Genomic DNA, 14,429 nt, shown 5'->3' on the forward strand with positions numbered 1-14,429 from the left:
TCGACATGACACGACTCATCATCGGCGCGATGGTCAGGGCGATCGGCGCGTACCCGTCGGGGTGGCGGTACCCGGGCGCCCACCGCGACCCCCGCGGCGACGCGGCGGTGCTGCGGCGAGCGGCAGAGGTGGCCGAGGCCGCGCGACTCGACTACCTCTTCTTCGGCGACTGGCTCGCCACGGGGCACGACCTCGAGTACCACGACCCGTACCTCGTCGCCCGGGTCGACCCGATCGCGGCGATCACCTACCTCGCCGGCGTGACGAGCCGCATCGGGCTCATCGCGACCGCGAACACGAGCTATTCCGACCCCTACACGCTGGCCCGTGCGACGGCGTCGGCCGACCTGCTCTCGGGGGGCCGCGCCGGCCTCAACCTCGTGACGGGCGCCGAACCGCGCGCCGCCGCCAACCACGGCGTCGACTTCCACACCGCCAACGAGGCGCGATACGACCGCGCGGTCGAGTTCGAGATCGTGCTGCGGCGGCTCTGGGACTCCTTCGACGACGACGCGATCGTCGCGGATGCCGCGAGCGGCGTGTACCTCGATCCGCAGAAGCTGCACGCCACCGACTTCCACGGCGAGCACCTCAGCGTGACCGGCCCGCTCAACGTGCCGCGCCCCGTGCAGGGCCACCTGCCGATCGTGCACGCGGGCATCTCGCCCCGGTCGCGACTCTTCGCCGCGCAGAGCGCCGACCTCGCGCTCGTCGCCGTCGGCGACCGCGAGCAGGCGATCGCGATCCGCGAGGAGTTGCGCTCGCTCGCCTTCGAGTCCGGCCGCGACGACCGCACGTTGAAGGTCATCGCGCCGGTGCTGCCGATCGTGGGGGAGACGCGCGAGCACGCGCAGTCGATCGCCGACGAGCTGAGCGAGCTCGTGCAGATCGCCGAGGACTGGCCCGACGGGCCGCCGACCGCGTTCCCGTCGAACCGTTCGCTCGCCCAGCTCTCGCTCCTCGTGGGGGTCGACCTCGCGGGGCTCTCGCCCGACCGCTCGGTGACTCCCGCGCTCGTCGCCGAGTTCAGCGCCGCCGGGCAGGAGCTCGTCGAGATCGTCGCCGAGCGCACGGGACGGAGCCCGTCGGGCGAGCGGCCGCCGACGCTGCGGCACCTCGTCGTCGCGGCATCCGTCAACGCCTCGATGATCGTCGGCACCGCCGACGACATCGCCGCCGAGTTCGAGGCGTGGGGCGACGCGGGGGCCGTCGACGGGTTCAACGTGCTCTCGGCCGTGCAGCCGCAGCAGTTCGAGGCGTTCGCGTTCCAGGTCGTGCCCGAGTTGCAGCGGCGCGGGCTCCTGCCCACCGAGTACGAGGGCGAGACGCTGCGCGAGCATCTCGGGCTCGCCCGGCCCGACAGCGTGCACGAGACCGGCGAGCCCGTGGCGGCCGTCGGGCAACGGCACGGGTTGCGGGCACGGCTCGCGTCGGCGCGGCGGCATCCGTAGTCCGCACCGTTCGCCGTTGTGTGTCGCAATGTGTCGCGCTGTGACCCCGCGCTGCTGGCACGGTTGAGGGCGATTCCCGCGATCCGTAGCCTCGTCGCACACACCCGCAATCGAGGAGCATCCGTGACGGTCACCGAGCAGTTCGCGACGCGCGAGGCCGTGCGCCCCGCGCCGGCGGCTCAGGCGACGGTGACGGATGCCGCAGCTCGGCCCCGCCCCGTCGGACCGGGCCCGCTCGCAGTGCTCGCCGACGCCGGCCTCGAGGTGCCCGTGCTCGGCGGAGGGTTCGTGCGGCACGTGAACCTCGACGTCGCGGCATCGGCACCCGCGCTCGAGGTCGTCGCGCAGCAGGTGACGCGCGTGCTGCCCTACTACGCGAGCGTGCACCGCGGCTCGGGGTACCCGTCGCAGCTGTCGACCTCGCTCGTCGAAGACGCCCGGCTCGCGGTGGCCCGCCACGTCGGCGCCCGCGACGACGACCTCGTCGTCTTCACCCGCAACACGACCGACGCCCTGAACCTGCTCGCCGGCGCCGTGCCCGGCGACACCGTGGTGCTCGACCTCGAGCACCACGCCAACCTGCTGCCCTGGCGCTCGCGCCGGCTCGTCGAGGGGCGGGCGACGATCGCCGCCACGCTCGAGGCCCTCGACGCCGAGCTCGCCCGCACGCCGGCCGCGCTGCTGTCGGTCACCGGGGCGTCGAACGTCACCGGCGAGGTGCTGCCGATCGACCGGCTCGCCGAGATCGCGCACGCCCACGGCGCGCGCATCGCCGTCGACGCGGCGCAGCTGCTGCCGCACCGGCGGGTCGACGTCGCGGCATCGGGCATCGACTACCTCGCCTTCTCGGGTCACAAGGCCTACGCGCCCTTCGGCGCCGGAGCGCTCGTCGGCCGCGCCGACTGGCTCGACGCCGCACCCGCCTACCTCGCCGGCGGCGGCGCCGTCGACGCCGTGCGCGTCGACGGGGTCGATTGGAAGCACGGCGTCGAACGGCACGAGGCCGGCACCCCCAACGTCATCGGCGCCGTCGCGCTCGCCCGCGCGCTCGCCGAGCTCGAGCGGCTCGGCGACGACGCGCGGCACGACCACGAGCAGGCGCTCACCCGTCGGCTGCACGAGGGGCTCGCCGCGCAGCGCGGGGTGCGCGTGCTCAGCGGGTTCGGCGACGAGCAGGGCGACGGGCTCGGCGACCGCCTCGGCATCGCGACGATCGAGCTCGAGCGAGGCTCCGTCGGCCTCCTCGCCGCGGCGCTCGGCGCCGAGCACGGCATCTCGGTGCGCGCCGGCCGGTTCTGCGCGCACCCCTTCTTCGAGCGCACGGCGACCCGGGCGAACGGCCTGCGCGCGAGCCTCGGCGCCGGCAGCTCGGCCGACGACGTCGACCGGTTCCTCGACGCGCTGGCGACGCTCATCGCCGACGGCCCGGCGCACGCCTACGACCGCTCGCCCGAGGGCTGGTGTCCGCGCGTCGACGACCGCCCACGCCCAGACTTCGCCGCCGACTTCGCCCTCGCCTGAGACCACTCCGCGGGGGCTCCTGCATGCCCCCGGGGCATCCGTCACCGAATCGATACTCGACGGCGGCCCGTCGTGGTCCACACTTGGCGCATGGGATCAGCGTTGACCACCATCGGACTCCCCGTCGCCCTCGGCATCATCATGTTCGGGCTCGGACTCTCACTCACCCCGGGCGATTTCGCGCGGGTGGCGAAGCATCCGAAGGCGGTGATCATCGCCCTCGTCTGCCAGCTGCTCGTGCTGCCGGCGCTCTGTCTCGGCCTCGTGCTCGTCTTCCAGCTGCCTCCGGTGCTCGCGGTCGGCATGATGCTGCTCGCCGCGTCGCCCGGCGGCACGACGGCCAACCTCTACAGCCACCTGTTCCGCGGCGACGTCGCCCTCAACATCTCGCTCACCGCCATCAACTCGGTGCTCGCCGTCTTCACGCTGCCGCTCATCACGAACCTCGCGATCGCGTACTTCCTCCCCGGCGACGACGGGCTCGGCCTGCAGCTCGCCAAGGTCGTGGAGGTGTTCGCGATCGTGCTGCTGCCCGTGGTGCTCGGCATGCTCGTGCGCTGGTGGCGCCCGGGCTTCGCCGACCGCATGGACAAGCCCGTGCGCATCGCCTCCGTCGTGATCCTCGTGATCGTCATCGCCGGCGCGATCGTCTCGAACCTCGAACTGCTGCTCGAGAACTTCGGCAGCCTCGCCGCCATCACGGTGCTGTTCTGCGTGCTGAGCCTGACGATCGGCTACCTCGTGCCGCGCCTGCTGCGCGTCGGCCCGGCCCAGTCGATCGCGAGCTCGTTCGAGATCGGCATCCACAACGCGACCCTCGCGATCGTCATCGCGCAGACGGTCATCGGCAGCGTCGAGATGAGCCTGCCGGCCGCGGTCTACGGCGTGCTGATGTTCTTCGTGGCGCTCGGCTTCGGCTTCCTGATCCGTCGCCGCGGCCCGGCACCCGAGCGAGCGGATGCCGCGGCCGACGGCGTTCCCGCTGCCGCCGCCGGTGCGGGGGAGCCCGTGAGCTGACCTCCCGGCATGCCGGTGCGCAGGTGCCGGTGACCCGTGCCGATTCGTAGACTGGGCGGGTCACGCACGGAGGGGGAGGCATGCAGCCGCTCGACGAGAAGGACGTTCGCTCGCTCTTCGGCAATGCGAACGCCGCCGAACTCGAGCAGCTCGCGCTCCCCGTGCGATTCTTCGTCACCGAGTGGGCGCCGCTCGACGCCTTCGGCTGGCGCGACCCCCGCCTCCCGTCGCGCGGGTACCTCGTCACCGAGCTCGAGGGGCTGCCCGTCGGCATCGTGCTCCGGGCCGCCGACCGCACCGGCTCGCACCATCGCGCGGCCATCTGCAACCTCTGCCACACGCATCAGCCGGGCGACCAGGTCGAGCTGTTCTCAGCCCGGCGGGCGGGCGCGGCCGGCGAGCGCGGCGACACGATCGGCACCTACATCTGCGCCGACCTCGCCTGCCAGGAGACGGTGCGGCTCGGCCGGCCGCCCGCGCCGTCGGAGGTGCTGCCGGGCGCGCACGAGCTCGAGCGCATCGAGGGGCTCGCACGTCGCACGAGGGCCTTCGTCGCCGACGTGCTCGGCGTCGTCTGACCGGTTCGGGCTAAGGCCGTGCCTCAGCTCGGTGCGAGCGCCTCGAGGGTCGCACGCTTCGCGACCCGCCCGTCGCCCGACGAGCGGCCGGTGATGCGGCGGCCGATCCACGGCAGCACGAACTCGCGGTAGTAGGCGGCGGTGTTGCGGCTCTTGGGGCCGGCGGGCGCGGCAGCGACCTCTTCGACGCCCCACTCGACGGGAACGGCGATGCCCAGCCCCGTCAGCACGTTGCTCGCGACGCGTGCGTGGCCGAGGGCGTTGAGGTGCAGCTTGTCGGGCGACCAGTAGCGGATGTCGCGGAGCCCCTGGTCGTTGAAGTTGTCGACGAAGGTGACGCCGGGGCGGTCGGCGAGGTCGACGAGCGCCGCGGTGAGCCGAGCGCCGCGCGCGTCGAACACCTTGCCCATGGGGATGTGGTCGGTCGGGTTCGCGCCGCTCAGCATGAGCACGTGGATGCCGGCGCCCCGGATGCGCTCGATCGCGTCGCGGAAGTGCGAGGCGGTGACCTGTTCGTCCATGCGGGGACGCAGCATGTCGTTGCCGCCGCCGTTGAAGCTCAAAAGCTCGGGACGCAGGGCGATCGCGGGGGCGAGCTGCTCGTCGATGATCGGGCCGAGCTTGCGGCCGCGGATCGCGAGGTTCGCGTACCCGATGGGCTCGCGCGCCGCGGCGGCGAGACCGAGCGCCACGAAGTCGGCCCACCCGCGCACCGATCCGTCGGGCAACTCGTCACCGACGCCCTCGGTGAAGCTGTCGCCGATCGCCGCGTAGGAATGGAACATGCCTCCACGCTATCGCGGGCCGCCGGCAGCGGGGCGGGGGAACCCATCGGCCGGTGGCCGGTCGAGCGCTCCGTCGCGGGTTCAGCCCGCGGGCTGCTCGTGCTCGAACACGCAATCGGCGCCGGGGAAGAGCAGCGTCTCGTGGCCGTCGTCGAACCGCACGAGGTAGGGCGGGCCGCCGTCTTCGCCGCGCACCTCGAGGATCTCGCCGCGGCGCGGCGCCTGGCCGACCAGCTTGCCGTGGATGGTGAGGTGTTCTCCGACGGTTGCGTGCATCGCGTCCTCCTCCGAGTGCTTCCAGCGTACGCCGGGCGCACGCGCGGCGGAAGGCGGATCCGTCGTTCAGCGAGGTCGTTCAGCGCGGGTGCGGGTCTGCCATGCGGTCGACGGCTCGCCGGTTCACGGCCATGAAGAGACGGTTCTTCTTCGTGTTCTGGAACGCCGTGCATCGCCAGGTCGTGCCATCGCGCACCATGACGAACGTCTGCACCTTGTCGTGCCGGATGCGTGCCCGCTTGCCGATGCCGCCGTCGGTGAGCACGACGGCGACGTCGGGTGCCACGAAGCGCAGGTCGAGCACCTGCATGGACATTCGGGAGCCCCGCTGCCACTTGGCGAAGACGGGCACGTGTGCGCGGCGGATGGCATCGCGCCCGAGGTCGTGCAGCCCCGCGAAGATCACGTAGCTGGCGTCGTCGGCGAACTCTGCGGCATAGGCATCGGCATCGCCTGCGTCCCACGCGGCACGCAGGCGATCGAGGGCGACGAGGATGCCGGCGCGGTCGGATTCGGATTCGGATTCGGTCGGGGTCGGGGTCGGGGTCGTGTGCTCGTTCATGCCTTCATCGTCGCATGCAAAATGCAGTAATGCAATCTGCACTAATGAAGCTCGCCGCGATCGTTAGGCTGGGGTCGTGACGACTCGAGACCACCTCCAGCGCGCAGATCGCGACCTGCCGGCGCTCACCGTGCTGGCGTTGCTCAGCCTCGGGCCACGGCACACCTACGACATGCACCGCTTCATGGTCGCCACTCGAAAGGACTTCGTCGTCGGGCTGCCCCGCAGCCTCTATCACGCGGTCGCCAAGCTCGAGAAGGCCGGTCTCATCGCCGAGGCGGGTGCCGAACAGGTGGCGGGCCGGCCCGAGCGGATGCTGTACCGCCTCACCGAGGCAGGTCGCGCCGAGCTCAGGCGACGAGTCTCGCTGCTGCTCGCGACGCCGGAACCCGATGCCACCCTCGCCTACGCCGCGCTCTCGTTCATCGGCGCGCTCGGCCCCGACGAGACCCTGGCTGCACTGCGTGCGCGCGTCGCTGCGATCGAGTTGAAGCTCGCCCGTCTCGCAGGCGATCTCACCGAAGCGACCGGGGTGCCCCGGCTCCTGCTGCTCGAGGCCGAGTTCGAGCAGGCCCGACTCGTGGCTGAACGCGAGTGGATGCAGGGGCTCGTCGGCGACCTCGAGTCCGGCGAGCTGCCATGGCCCGACCTCTCGGAGGTGCCGCCGCCACCCGGCTGGTGATTCCCGTACGGCTCTTCCCGATCGCGCTCGCGGCGGCTAGGGTAAGCGAGTGGGTCAAACGTCCCACTTCGAGCAGGGCGGATGCCGCGGCATCCGCTCACCGCCGCCAGTCGACGAACAGCGAGGTTCCCCATGGCCGATGCCGCCACCCCCGACCGCACGGCCGAGACGCTGACGTTCCCGCAGGGATTCCGCTGGGGCGCCGCCACCGCGGCCTTCCAGATCGAAGGATCGACGAGCGCGGGCGGCCGCGGCGAGTCGATCTGGGACGTCTTCACCCGCACCCCGGGCCTCGTGATCGACGGGTCCAACGCCGAGCTCGCGGCCGACAGCTACCGGCGCTACCGCGACGACGTGGCCCTCCTCGCGGGCCTCGACGCCGACGACTACCGGTTCTCGATCTCGTGGCCGCGCGTGCAGCCCGGCGGCACCGGCCCCGCGAACGAGGCGGGCCTCGCCTACTATGACCGTCTCGTCGACGAACTGCTCACCGCCGGCATCGCTCCGGTGCCCACGCTCTACCACTGGGACCTGCCGCAGGAGCTCGAGGCCGCCGGCGGCTGGCTGAACCGTGACACCGCCTACCGGCTCGCCGAGTACGCGGGGCTCGTGGTCGACCGGCTCGGCGACCGGGTGCAGCGCTGGATCACCCTCAACGAGCCCGCGATGACGACCCTGCAGGGCTACGCGCTCGGCAGCCAGGCCCCGGGCCACGCGCTCATGATGGGCTCGCTGCCGACCGCGCACCACCAACTGCTGGCGCACGGGCTCACCGTCGCCGCGATCCGCGAGCGCGGCGACGCCGAGGTGGGCATCACCAACAACCACACGCTGATGGTGCCGGCATCGGATGCCCCGGCCGACCAGTTCGCCGCGGGCGCCTTCGACCTCATCTACAACCGCATCTTCGCCGACCCCGTGCTGACGGGCGCCTACCCCGACCTCTCGGGCTTCGGCCTCGAGGCGATGCCGGGCCTCGAAGACGGCGACCTCGAGCTGATCGGTGCGCCGATCGACTTCTACGGCATCAACTTCTACAACCCGACGCTGGTGGCGGCGCCGAGCGAGGGCTCGGAGTTCGCCGCGGCGGGCCTGCCGTTCGAGCCCGTCGAGTTCGAGAACGTGCCGACCACGGGCTTCGACTGGCCGATCATGCCCGAGACGTTCACCGAGCTGCTCGTCTCGTTCGCGCGCGACTACGGCGACCGCCTGCCGCCCGTCGTGATCACCGAGAACGGTGCATCGTTCCCCGACGAGGTCGTGGAGGAGACCGTCGACGGCGGAATGCGGCGTGCCGTGCACGACGAGCGGCGCATCGACTACGTCGACCGGCACATCACGGCGGTGCGACACGCGATCGACCAGGGCGTCGACGTGCGCGGGTACTACCTGTGGTCGCTCACCGACAACTTCGAGTGGGCCGAGGGCTACACGCAGCGCTTCGGGCTCGTGCACATCGACTTCGAGACCGGCGAGCGCACCCCCAAGGACTCGTACGCCTGGTACCGCGACCGAATCGCGGCGTCGCGAGGCTGAGCCCCGGTCTCCCGCCGCGGCGCGCCGCGGTTTCGGAGATCCGCGCAGAGCAGGGCCTGCTCGCCCGAACTGCTCCGAGATCGTGGCGATCGCCGAAGGTGCGGCGGGCTAGTCGACGGCGAGCAGCGCCGCCCAGAGGTCGGCGCGGGCGTGGAAGCCCGAGAGGTCGCGCCCGAGGAGCCGCTCGGCGAGCGCGATGCGGCTCCGCACCGTGTGCCGGTGCACGCCGAGCGCCTGCGCGGTGGCGTCGAACTGGCCGCCGTGCTCGAGCCAGGTGCGGGTCGTCGTGAGCAGGGCGGTGCCGCTCTCGGCATCGTGCTCGGTGAGCGGGGCGAGGGTCGCGAGGGCGACGGCGCGGGCGTCGGTGCGGGCGAGGAACGCGAGCACGCCCTGGCGACTGATCTCGTCGAAGTGCACGACTCCCGAGCCCGACTCGCGCGCCCGCTCGACCGCGCGCAGCGCCTGCTCGTGGGCGAGGGCGATGCCGCCCGTGCCGACCGGATCCGAGAGCCCGACGGGCAGCTCGAACTCCGCGGCGATCTCGTCGGCGAGGCCGGAGTCGGCCTCCTCCAGCACGAGCACGAACTGCTCGTCGTCGCGGCCGAAGAAGAGCCGGCCGCCGCGCTCCTCGACGCGCAGCTCGAGCAGCTCGGTCAGCCGGTCGACGGCCGTGAGCGGGGCATCCGTCACGGCGATGCGCATGGGCGCCGACGGCAGCGGCCCCCACATCTCGGTCGCGACGCGCTCGGCCAGCGTCAGGTCGCCGGCCAGGATGCCGCGGAGCAGCCCCGACCGCAGGTGACCGCGTGCCCGATCGAGGTCGCGGTTCTGCTCGAGCGCGAGCCCGGCGAGGGCGATCACCGAGGTGACGACCTCACGGCCGGCCTGGTCGAGCTCGGGGGAGTCGCCGATCGCGAGCACCCCGCGCAGCGCCCCGCCGCCGCCGAGCGTCTGCAGCGTCATCCGCTGCGGTGATGCGGTCGACTCGCCGGCGACCAGCGTGCGGCTGGCGCGCTGGCCGCGGCGGAGCATCGAGCGGGCCTCGCCGACGACCTCCCCGAGGAGCGGCTGGCCGAGTCCGTCGGCCGGCGCCTCGCGGTCGAGCGACCCGGTCGCGTCGATGAGCCCGACCCAGGCGCCGAGGCGGTGGGAGAGCTCGGCGAGGGTGGCCGAGAGTCCGTCGGGGCGAAGCGCCGCGAGCGAAATCGCGCGCTGCGCGTTCAGCGCCCAGGCCTGGCGTGCGAACGCGTCTTCGGCGATGAGGTCGGCGACCGTGCGGGCGATCGCGATGAACGGCACCCGGTAGGGCACCTCGAACAGGGGCAGGCCCTGCGCGGCGCACGCCTCGACGAGCGACTCGGGCGTGCCCTCGCGGATCACCTCGGTGCCGAAGCCGAGGGCGGCGACGCCGGTCTCGCGGAGCCGCCCGACGTACGCGGCGGCGAAGCCGGCCTCGGCGTCGTCGCCGAACTGCGTGCCGGTCGTCAGCAGCACGTGGCCGGCGTCGAGGAACGGGGTGGGGTCGGCGAGGTCGGAGCTGTGCGCCCAGGCCACCCGCGCCGCGAGCGCGCCCTCGGGGAGCTGCGCGGAGGGGGTGAGGAGGCCCAGCGCGAGCGCGGGGTGGTCGAGCAGGCTCTGCACGGTCGGTTGCACGGATGCTCCTGTCTGCTCGCGGGTCGAATGTACGTGGCGTCCAAATGGATGCCACCGAGTGTACAGGCGGGCGCTGAGGCATCCGTTCGGCCCGACCTAGCATTGGCGGCATCCGCCACCGTCGTCACCCCGCATCGGAGCACTCATGACTCTCGTCGACACCCCGGCCACCCTGACCGGAGGACCCGCGCTCGCCCAGGAGCGCCGTCTCGTCACCGCCATCCCCGGCCCGCGCTCGCAGGAGCTCATGGCCCGCAAGGCCGCAGCCGTCGCCTCGGGCGTCGGCCACACCCTGCCCATCTCGGTCGTCGCAGCGGGCGGAGGCGTCATCGTCGACGCCGACGGCAACTCGCTCATCGACCTCGGCTCGGGCATCGCCGTCACCGGCGTCGGCAACTCCGCGCCCCGCGTCGTCGAGGCCGTCACCGCGCAGCTGAACTCGTTCACGCACACGTGCTTCACCGTCTCGCCGTACGAGGGCTACGTCGCCGTCGCCGAGAAGCTCAACGAACTCACCCCCGGCGACCACGTCAAGCGCACCGCCCTGTTCAACTCCGGCGCCGAGGCCGTCGAGAACGCGGTCAAGATCGCCCGTCACTTCACGAAGAAGCAGGCCGTCGTCGCGTTCGACCACGCCTACCACGGCCGCACGAACCTCACCATGGGGCTCACCGCGAAGAACATCCCGTACAAGAGCGGCTTCGGGCCGTTCGCCTCCGAGGTGTACCGCGCACCGCTCAGCTACCCGTTCCGCGACGGCGGCCTCTCGGGCGCCGAAGCGGCGGCCAAGGCCATCTCCGTCATCGAGAAGCAGATCGGCGCCGAGAACCTCGCCGCGATCATCATCGAGCCCATCCAGGGCGAGGGCGGCTTCATCGTCCCGGCCCAGGGCTTCCTCGCCGCGCTCGTCGAGTGGGCGGCGAAGAACGACGTCGTCTTCATCGCCGACGAGGTGCAGACCGGCTTCGCCCGCACCGGCGCCTGGTTCGCGAGCGAGCACGAGGGCATCGTGCCCGACCTCGTCGTGGCGGCCAAGGGCATCGCCGGCGGCCTGCCGCTCTCGGCGGTCACCGGTCGCGCCGACATCATGGACTCCGCGATGGCCGGCGGCCTCGGCGGCACCTACGGCGGCAACCCGCTCGCGTGCGCCGCGGCACTCGCCACCATCGAGACCTACGAGGAGGACGGCCTTCTCGAGCGCGCCCGCGAGATCGGCGCCGTGCTCATCGGCCGCCTGAACGCGCTGCGCACCGCCGACCCCCGCATCGGGGACGTCCGCGGACGCGGCGCCATGGTCGCGATCGAGCTCGTCGACCCCGCCACCGGCGCCCCCGACGCCGCGCTCACCAACGCGGTCGCGAAGTACGCCCACGCCAACGGCGTCGTCGTGCTGACCTGCGGCACCTACGGCAACGTGATCCGATTCCTGCCCCCGCTCACCATCTCCGACGAACTGCTCATCGACGGCCTCTCGGTCGTCGCGGAAGGACTGAAGAACGCATGACCGACCTCCTGGCGGCGACGACGACGTCGACCGCAACGGATGCCCCGGCGAGCCCGCTGATCGCAGCGGGCTCCGCTGCGCAGCACATCGCGACGCCCCTCACCGACGCGCGCGCCCAGCTCGCCGAGGCAGTCGGCCTCCTCGGATACACCGACGGCCTGCACCAGATGCTCGCGACTCCGCGCCGCGAGCTCACCGTGTCGGTGCCGCTGCGCATGGACTCCGGTGAGAGCCGGCTCTACATCGGTCACCGCGTGCAGCACAACTTCTCGCGAGGCCCGGCCAAGGGCGGCCTGCGCTACGCGCCCAACGTGAACCTCGACGAGGTTCGGGCGCTCGCGATGTGGATGACCTGGAAGTGCGCCCTGCTCGACGTGCCGTACGGCGGCGCGAAGGGCGGAATCGCGATCGACCCCCGCGAGCACTCCAAGGCCGAGCTCGAGCGCGTGACCCGCCGCTACACGAGCGAGATCCTGCCGATCATCGGCCCGGAGCGCGACATCCCTGCGCCCGACGTCGGCACCGACGAGCAGACGATGGCCTGGATCATGGACACCTACTCCGTGACCAGCGGCTACACGGTGCCCGGCATCGTGACCGGCAAGCCCATCGCGCTCGGCGGTTCGCAGGGGCGGGCGAGCGCGACCTCGCGTGGGGTGACCCACATCGCGCTCGCCGCGCTCCGCCATCGCGGCATCGAACCGTCGCGGGCGACCGCGGCGGTGCAGGGCTTCGGCAAGGTCGGTGCGGATGCCGCGCGGTTCCTCTCCGAGGCCGGCGTGCGCGTCGCCGGAGTGAGCGACCAGTACGGCGCCGTGTACAACGCGACGGGCCTCGACGTCGAGGCGCTCACCGACCACGTGCGGGCGACCGGCTCGGTCGTCGGCTTCGCCGGTGCCGAGGCGATCGACGGCGCGCAGCTCCTCACGCTCGACGTCGACCTGCTCGTGCCGGCCGCCGTCGAGGGCGTGCTGCACGAGGGCAACGCGGCGGCCGTGCGGGCCACCGTCATCGTCGAGGGCGCCAACGGCCCGACGACCCCAGGGGCCGACAGCATCCTGCGCGAGAACGGCGTGCTCGTCGTGCCCGACATCCTCGCGAACGCGGGCGGCGTCATCGTCTCCTACTTCGAGTGGGTGCAGGCGAACCAGGCCTACTGGTGGCGCGCCGACGAGGTGGAGTCCAGACTGGAGGAGCGGATGCTCAGCGCCTGGCACCACGTGCTCGGCTACTCCCAGGCTCGGGGGCTCTCGCTTCGCACCGCCGCGACGGCGCTCGCCGTCGAACGCGTCGCCGAAGCGCACAAGCTGCGCGGGCTCTACCCCTGATCGGGGAATCCGCACCGCTCTCGACACCGTCACCCAGAACGACCGAACGGAAATCACACGCATGACGACTGCAACACAGGAAGCGACCGTGCTCGACCAGATCAATGGCGGGCTCTTCATCGGCGGCGAATGGGTCGACGCCGAGGGCGGCAAGACCCTCGCCGTCATCGACCCCGCGACCGGTGCGACGATCAAGGAGATCGCCGATGCATCCGTCGCCGACGGCATCAAGGCGCTCGACGCCGCGGTGGCGGCGCAGGACGCATGGGCCGCGACGGCTCCGCGCCAGCGCGGCGAACTGCTGCGCCGGGCGTTCGACCTGCTGCAGGAGCGCAAGGAGGAGTTCGCGCTCCTCATGACCATGGAGATGGGCAAGCCCCTCGCCGAGGCGCGTGGAGAGGTCGCCTACGGCGGCGAGTTCCTGCGCTGGTTCAGCGAAGAGGCCGTGCGCATCTCGGGCCGCTACGGGCTGAACCCCGAGGGCACCGGCAACATGATCGTCTCGCAGCGCCCCGTCGGGCCGTCGTTCTTCATCACGCCGTGGAACTTCCCGCTCGCGATGGCGACGCGCAAGATCGCACCCGCGCTCGCCGCAGGCTGCACCGTCGTCATCAAGCCCCCGGCCCTGACGCCGCTCACGACCCTCGCGTTCGTGCAGCTCCTCGAAGAGGTGGGCCTGCCTGCCGGCGTCGTCAACGTCATCGCGACGTCGACCTCGTCGAAGGTGTCCGGCCCGATCATCGCCGACCCGCGCCTGCGCAAGCTCAGCTTCACGGGCTCGACCGAGGTCGGCCGCAGCCTGATGAAGGAGGCCGCACAGGGCATCCTCCGCACGTCGATGGAGCTCGGCGGCAACGCGCCGTTCGTCATCTTCGAGGACGCCGACCTCGACAAGGCCGTCGACGGCGCGATGCTCGCCAAGTTCCGCAACATCGGACAGGCCTGCACCGCCGCCAACCGCTTCATCGTGCACGAGTCGGTGGCCCACGAGTTCGGCAAGCGGGTCGCCGAGCGCGTGCAGGCCATGCGCGTCGGCCGCGGCACCGAAGACGGCATCGCCATCGGCCCGCTGATCGACGCGAAGGCGGTCGCCTCGACCGACGAGCTCGTCGGCGACGCCGTCGCCAAGGGCGCCACGGTGCTCACCGGCGGCACCGTGATCGAGGGCGAGGGCACCTTCTACGCCCCGACCGTGCTCGGCTCCGTGCCGGCCGACGCCCGCCTCCTCCGCGAGGAGATCTTCGGTCCGGTGCTCGGCATCACGACGTTCTCGACCGAAGACGAGGCCGTGCGCCTCGCCAACGACACCGAGTACGGCCTCGTCTCCTACGTCTTCACGCAGGACCTGGCACGCGGCCACCGCATGATCGACCGCCTCGCCACGGGAATGATGGGCCTGAACACCGGCCTCGTCTCGAACGCGGCAGCGCCGTTCGGCGGCATCAAGCAGTCGGGCATCGGCCGCGAGGGCGGGCTCGAGGGCATCCACGAGTACCTCGACACGAAGTACACGCTCATCCCCGTGAGCTGAACCAC

General features: G+C 72.1%; 13 protein-coding genes. 9 read left to right on the forward strand and 4 right to left on the reverse strand.

What is annotated here, in order from left to right; translation table 11 throughout:
• Nucleotides 1–5: 5 nt before the first annotated feature.
• The 4 genes from BUR99_RS13630 to BUR99_RS13645 all read left to right on the forward strand — a co-directional run bounded on the left by BUR99_RS13630 (nucleotide 6) and on the right by BUR99_RS13645 (nucleotide 4,567).
• The gene (locus BUR99_RS13630; RefSeq protein ID WP_074260870.1) at nucleotides 6–1,451 is read left to right on the forward strand and encodes an NtaA/DmoA family FMN-dependent monooxygenase; all 1,446 of its coding nucleotides are present in this window, start codon (nucleotides 6–8) and stop codon (nucleotides 1,449–1,451) included.
• Nucleotides 1,452–1,574: 123 nt separating this feature from the next.
• Nucleotides 1,575–2,972, forward strand: coding sequence for an aminotransferase class V-fold PLP-dependent enzyme (locus tag BUR99_RS13635; RefSeq protein WP_200802733.1), 1,398 nt, complete (start codon nucleotides 1,575–1,577; stop codon nucleotides 2,970–2,972).
• A gap of 90 nt (nucleotides 2,973–3,062) precedes the next feature.
• The gene (locus BUR99_RS13640; RefSeq protein ID WP_074260871.1) at nucleotides 3,063–3,989 is read left to right on the forward strand and encodes a bile acid:sodium symporter family protein; all 927 of its coding nucleotides are present in this window, start codon (nucleotides 3,063–3,065) and stop codon (nucleotides 3,987–3,989) included.
• Between the two features lie 80 nt (nucleotides 3,990–4,069).
• Nucleotides 4,070–4,567, forward strand: coding sequence for an FBP domain-containing protein (locus tag BUR99_RS13645; protein WP_074260872.1), 498 nt, complete (start codon nucleotides 4,070–4,072; stop codon nucleotides 4,565–4,567).
• A gap of 23 nt (nucleotides 4,568–4,590) precedes the next feature.
• Here BUR99_RS13645 and BUR99_RS13650 read toward each other — a convergent pair whose 3' ends face one another.
• The 3 genes from BUR99_RS13650 to BUR99_RS13660 form a co-directional block, all read right to left on the reverse strand.
• Nucleotides 4,591–5,352, reverse strand: a complete 762-nt coding sequence (locus BUR99_RS13650) for an SGNH/GDSL hydrolase family protein (protein WP_074260873.1) — start codon at nucleotides 5,350–5,352, stop codon at nucleotides 4,591–4,593.
• An 81-nt stretch (nucleotides 5,353–5,433) separates the two neighbouring features.
• Complete coding sequence (locus BUR99_RS13655) at nucleotides 5,434–5,628, reverse strand: DUF1918 domain-containing protein (RefSeq protein WP_074260874.1); 195 nt, start codon at nucleotides 5,626–5,628, stop codon at nucleotides 5,434–5,436.
• Between the two features lie 79 nt (nucleotides 5,629–5,707).
• Nucleotides 5,708–6,190 carry an SgcJ/EcaC family oxidoreductase gene (locus BUR99_RS13660; RefSeq protein WP_074260875.1) on the reverse strand — a complete coding sequence of 161 codons (483 nt, stop codon included), beginning with the start codon at nucleotides 6,188–6,190 and terminating at the stop codon, nucleotides 5,708–5,710.
• A 76-nt stretch (nucleotides 6,191–6,266) separates the two neighbouring features.
• Between BUR99_RS13660 and BUR99_RS13665 the strand changes: the two genes are divergently transcribed.
• Both BUR99_RS13665 and BUR99_RS13670 read left to right on the forward strand, forming a co-directional pair.
• Nucleotides 6,267–6,872: a PadR family transcriptional regulator gene (locus tag BUR99_RS13665; RefSeq protein WP_074260876.1), complete on the forward strand. Its 606-nt coding sequence runs from the start codon at nucleotides 6,267–6,269 to the stop codon at nucleotides 6,870–6,872.
• A 132-nt stretch (nucleotides 6,873–7,004) separates the two neighbouring features.
• Nucleotides 7,005–8,408: a GH1 family beta-glucosidase gene (locus BUR99_RS13670; protein WP_074260877.1), complete on the forward strand. Its 1,404-nt coding sequence runs from the start codon at nucleotides 7,005–7,007 to the stop codon at nucleotides 8,406–8,408.
• 108 nt (nucleotides 8,409–8,516) lie between these two features.
• Here the strand turns inward: BUR99_RS13670 and BUR99_RS13675 are convergent, their stop codons facing one another.
• Complete coding sequence (locus tag BUR99_RS13675; RefSeq protein WP_074260878.1) at nucleotides 8,517–10,061, reverse strand: PucR family transcriptional regulator; 1,545 nt, start codon at nucleotides 10,059–10,061, stop codon at nucleotides 8,517–8,519.
• A 145-nt stretch (nucleotides 10,062–10,206) separates the two neighbouring features.
• Between BUR99_RS13675 and gabT the strand changes: the two genes are divergently transcribed.
• The 3 genes from gabT (at nucleotide 10,207) to BUR99_RS13690 (ending at nucleotide 14,424) form a co-directional block, all read left to right on the forward strand.
• Nucleotides 10,207–11,565 carry a 4-aminobutyrate--2-oxoglutarate transaminase gene (gabT, locus tag BUR99_RS13680; protein ID WP_074260879.1) on the forward strand — a complete coding sequence of 453 codons (1,359 nt, stop codon included), beginning with the start codon at nucleotides 10,207–10,209 and terminating at the stop codon, nucleotides 11,563–11,565.
• Nucleotides 11,562–12,893, forward strand: coding sequence for a Glu/Leu/Phe/Val family dehydrogenase (locus tag BUR99_RS13685; protein WP_084183992.1), 1,332 nt, complete (start codon nucleotides 11,562–11,564; stop codon nucleotides 12,891–12,893). The genes gabT and BUR99_RS13685 overlap by 4 nt, the downstream gene beginning before the upstream one ends.
• Nucleotides 12,894–12,954: 61 nt before the next feature.
• On the forward strand, nucleotides 12,955–14,424 hold the full coding sequence (locus tag BUR99_RS13690) for an NAD-dependent succinate-semialdehyde dehydrogenase (protein WP_074260880.1): 1,470 nt from the start codon (nucleotides 12,955–12,957) through the stop codon (nucleotides 14,422–14,424).
• Nucleotides 14,425–14,429 lie beyond the last annotated feature (5 nt).

The organism is Agromyces cerinus subsp. cerinus (genome assembly GCF_900142065.1).
GTDB lineage: Bacteria > Actinomycetota > Actinomycetes > Actinomycetales > Microbacteriaceae > Agromyces > Agromyces cerinus.

What these genes read in the sequence shown, in the direction of transcription:
- BUR99_RS13640 (WP_074260871.1), top strand. Translation starts at nt 3,063, where the DNA reads ATGGGATCAGCGTTGACCACCATCGGACTCCCCGTCGCCCTCGGCATC.
- BUR99_RS13645 (WP_074260872.1), top strand. Translation starts at nt 4,070, where the DNA reads ATGCAGCCGCTCGACGAGAAGGACGTTCGCTCGCTCTTCGGCAATGCG.
- BUR99_RS13655 (WP_074260874.1), bottom strand. Translation starts at nt 5,628, where the DNA reads ATGCACGCAACCGTCGGAGAACACCTCACCATCCACGGCAAGCTGGTC.
- BUR99_RS13630 (WP_074260870.1), top strand. Translation starts at nt 6, where the DNA reads ATGACACGACTCATCATCGGCGCGATGGTCAGGGCGATCGGCGCGTAC.
- BUR99_RS13670 (WP_074260877.1), top strand. Translation starts at nt 7,005, where the DNA reads ATGGCCGATGCCGCCACCCCCGACCGCACGGCCGAGACGCTGACGTTC.
- gabT (WP_074260879.1), top strand. Translation starts at nt 10,207, where the DNA reads ATGACTCTCGTCGACACCCCGGCCACCCTGACCGGAGGACCCGCGCTC.
- BUR99_RS13685 (WP_084183992.1), top strand. Translation starts at nt 11,562, where the DNA reads ATGACCGACCTCCTGGCGGCGACGACGACGTCGACCGCAACGGATGCC.
- BUR99_RS13650 (WP_074260873.1), bottom strand. Translation starts at nt 5,352, where the DNA reads ATGTTCCATTCCTACGCGGCGATCGGCGACAGCTTCACCGAGGGCGTC.
- BUR99_RS13690 (WP_074260880.1), top strand. Translation starts at nt 12,955, where the DNA reads ATGACGACTGCAACACAGGAAGCGACCGTGCTCGACCAGATCAATGGC.
- BUR99_RS13660 (WP_074260875.1), bottom strand. Translation starts at nt 6,190, where the DNA reads ATGAACGAGCACACGACCCCGACCCCGACCCCGACCGAATCCGAATCC.